Below are 425 nucleotides of genomic sequence, written 5' to 3'. Positions count from 1 at the left end.
CGGCGCCGGGACCATGGCCGGTCTGCACACGTCCCTCAGGCTGCTGCACGAGGGCAAGGGCGTGGGTGTCCACATCGAGGGGACCCGGTCACCGGACGGACGCCTGTACAAGGGCACGACGGGTACCGCCTGGCTGGCCATGCGCAGCGGGGCTCCGGTCGTTCCCTGCGGTCTGATCGGGACGGAGTCGGTGCACCCGGCGGGCGCCAAGCGGTTGTACCCGGGCACCTTCGAGGCACGGTTCGGTGCCCCGGTGAGGTTCACCGAGCACCTCGGCCGGGAGAACGACCGCCGGCTGCGCCGCGCCGTGACGACGGACATCACGGCGAACATCGCGGCGCTCTCCGGCCAGGAGTACGTCGACATGTACGCGGAGACGGCGAAGAGCGCGCACGCCCGAGCGGCCGGAACGGGCTGATGTCGGA

General features: G+C 71.8%; 1 protein-coding gene. It reads left to right on the top strand.

The annotated features are described in order from the left end of the window. Positions 1-418, top strand: a 418-nt coding sequence (locus IE312_RS41890; protein WP_229900453.1) for a lysophospholipid acyltransferase family protein, incomplete at its 5' end; no start/stop codon positions are given. Between the last annotated feature and the right edge of the window lie 7 nt (positions 419-425).

This window comes from Streptomyces capoamus (assembly GCF_014654935.1).
Taxonomy (GTDB): Bacteria; Actinomycetota; Actinomycetes; order Streptomycetales; family Streptomycetaceae; genus Streptomyces; species Streptomyces capoamus.
The sequence above is the reverse complement of the archived record's forward strand: the minus strand, read 5'-3'. Positions and strand labels throughout refer to the sequence as shown.